Source organism: Paenibacillus sp. MDMC362 (genome assembly GCF_003269305.1).
Classification (GTDB): Bacteria; Bacillota; Bacilli; order Paenibacillales; family Paenibacillaceae; genus Paenibacillus_AQ.
The window spans coordinates 1-2,467 of the sequence record NZ_QLYT01000080.1; the positions used below are offsets into that span (position 1 = coordinate 1).

Sequence of the window (2,467 nt, forward strand, 5' to 3'; positions counted from 1 at the left end):
GTAGAAGCTTGTGTTGTCGTTATCTTCGGACAGGGGTTCGACTCCCCTCGCCTCCATACATAAAAACCACAACCGCATAGGTTGTGGTTTTTGCTGTAGAATAGCTGATAAGTGAATAATAAATTTCACTGTCTTGTAGATGTTTTTATTTATGGATCGTGGAATATACGGTTTCAAGATAAGCAATTGAATGGCGTTCGGCTTCTTCTTTGCGTATCCAACCATCAGAAGCCTGGCGTAAACGTTGATATAGCTTGATAGTGGCCTTTAACGCACGGTAACAACTTTCGTAGCTGTGGAGTGGAATCGTGTCCCGAAGCTCAGCCATCTCCATTTCAGCAAATTGCTCTAGCCGTCGGACTCCCGCGGGAAGATGGCCGTTACGCATGAGTATCAACGGCCCTAATACGGCATTGCGAATAAACGTAATATGTTGGATGAGCTCGAACAACTCGCCTCTTCCTAATTTCGCCGCACCATAATGCACCCAAACCCAGAACCGATCCTCCAACCATTGCATAGAGGGCGATGGATAGACAGGGGATGTCTCGGCAAGGATCGTTCTGATCTCCTCGTCTCTCTCCCAAAGCACAATCGGATTCTCCGTTCGTATCCTAAGCTCCGATTTCGAAATGAACTTCAGATCCACGTGAAGCAACGGTGGGCCGTATAGGCAAATAACCAGACGTGGTTCTCCGACATGCTCACCTGTGAATGCCGACAGTAATTGTTCGAGCTCTTCTGCGAGCTGAATGCGTTGCTCCATAATTTCATTGCGATACGCGTTATCGTACACGATGACTAAATCTAGATCGCTATACTCGTCCATGGCTCCGTGGATCATGGAGCCGCCTGCAAGGAGGCCCGTAAGTCGATTATCTCGACTGATTTTCTTTTTTGCCTGCTTTATGAAGCGTTCGTGAACGGGTAACATCATGCTATGCACTCCTTAAAGATAGGACCCATATATAAATGGGTATTACGCCAATATATCATTGTGGTTAATTCGTTGTCAAACGGGTGATACTCAGGTGACACCACAACCCTGACTACACCGTAGAAGCTTATCTTCGGACAGGGGTTCGACTCCCCTCGGTTCCATCATAATGAACACCATCCGCATGAGGATGGTGTTTTTGTTTTATATTAATACTATAGGGTAGAACATGTCGTACAGATGGAGTGAAATCGATGAATCATAGTCATGATGGAGAGGAACCATTGATAACGGTACTCAATATGGATGGTCAACAACTAACACCATGTTTACCCCATCGGGCTTGGCGGGAAGTTGAGCGATCGCGAGCTGTTTGGATTGATGAGCAGACGATCCAATTGCTTTATAATCCGTTCTTATTTCGGGACTATCGAAAAGCTGCACTGAAACGAGATCATCACACTTGTTTGTGGTGTGGACGACACGCCACGACAGTGGACCATATGATCCCCTCAAGCAAAGGCGGCTCGGATCTTCCGCAAAACCTGATCGCTTCATGCAGCGAATGCAATACGAAACGAGGAAACCGTTCTGCATTGTCCTATCTCAAAGAAAACGCACACTCTGTTCCAAATCTTATGAAGCTTTGCTGGCGTATCTTTCTAGCTAAATACAGACATCGTCAAATGAAAAAAGGGACACTTGAGTAAAGGCTTAGATTTATGATTTTGGAATCGTGGTGACGTGAGCTTCAATGATCGCAGCCGTTTGTTGACGATCGAATTACTGGATAACCATATCCACTGTAAAATTTACGGCTTTCTTGCATCCATCTTCAAGTGCAAGCCATTAAAGCGTAGGAGTACAACCAGTGCTGTTTTGACCAAGGGATTCGAACAAAGCTGCGGCTATTTCGAAAATAGTAGGATAAGCATCTTCGCCAAAGGCAGAAGATTGAGGTCGATGGACAGCCGATTCGAGCAATCTAGGTTCTTTAACTCCAATATGTTCCCCCGGGCTATATCGTTGTATCATGTTGGACGGATAGATAGCGGATGGATGTCATCTGTCTTTAAGTCCTCGAAGCGTTTGATCGTATTCTTCAATGACATCGTCAAAGTATCCATGAAGTACGCACTTATTCCTTCAGGTAAGAAGACCTTTGTTAACTTCCTAATAATGTTATCTCCTGTGGCTGGACTAACCTCAATACTGACTGTGTCGCCTTGATCCAGTCCAATTTGCTTCAAAGCATCAGTCATGGTTATGCCGAGGCTGTTGCCGAATTTGGTCACTCTCCGTTCCATCTCAATCATCCTGTTCATTAGATTTCCTTCTTATCATCATATTCAAATGTTATAACAATTATAAAGTCATAAAATTGGAAAACTATAGGGTTTAAACTTTCTAATGTAGGTGATATGAAAGCGGAGATATTACCTTTATGCCAGCGGGTAGCATAGGGTCATCAATAGCCCATGTACCGGGATGAGGGCTCAACTTTAGTGGGATACGCTGTCTAGTCTCCGC

General features: G+C 44.7%; 3 protein-coding genes and 1 pseudogene. 1 reads left to right on the top strand and 3 read right to left on the bottom strand.

The annotated features are described in order from the left end of the window. Nucleotides 1-145: 145 nt before the first annotated feature. Nucleotides 146-937 carry a nucleotidyltransferase domain-containing protein gene (locus DP091_RS29400; protein ID WP_113061583.1) on the bottom strand — a complete coding sequence of 264 codons (792 nt, stop codon included), beginning with the start codon at nt 935-937 and terminating at the stop codon, nt 146-148. 254 nt (nt 938-1,191) lie between these two features. Between DP091_RS29400 and DP091_RS29405 the strand changes: the two genes are divergently transcribed. Further along, complete coding sequence (locus DP091_RS29405; protein WP_113061584.1) at nt 1,192-1,647, top strand: HNH endonuclease; 456 nt, start codon at nt 1,192-1,194, stop codon at nt 1,645-1,647. Nucleotides 1,648-1,720: 73 nt separating this feature from the next. On the opposite strand, the pseudogene DP091_RS32185 reads toward DP091_RS29405, so the two are convergent. After that, nucleotides 1,721-1,972: pseudogene (locus tag DP091_RS32185) on the bottom strand (type II toxin-antitoxin system death-on-curing family toxin). Further along, nucleotides 1,969-2,262 (bottom strand): AbrB/MazE/SpoVT family DNA-binding domain-containing protein, encoded by a 294-nt coding sequence (locus DP091_RS29415; protein ID WP_258394737.1) that lies wholly within the window; start codon nt 2,260-2,262, stop codon nt 1,969-1,971. The pseudogene DP091_RS32185 and the gene DP091_RS29415 overlap by 4 nt, the downstream one beginning before the upstream one ends. Nucleotides 2,263-2,467 lie beyond the last annotated feature (205 nt).

Coding starts and splice junctions, on each gene's coding strand:
- DP091_RS29400 (WP_113061583.1), bottom strand. CDS start 937: ATGATGTTACCCGTTCACGAACGCTTCATAAAGCAGGCAAAAAAGAAA.
- DP091_RS29405 (WP_113061584.1), top strand. CDS start 1,192: ATGAATCATAGTCATGATGGAGAGGAACCATTGATAACGGTACTCAAT.
- DP091_RS29415 (WP_258394737.1), bottom strand. CDS start 2,262: ATGAACAGGATGATTGAGATGGAACGGAGAGTGACCAAATTCGGCAAC.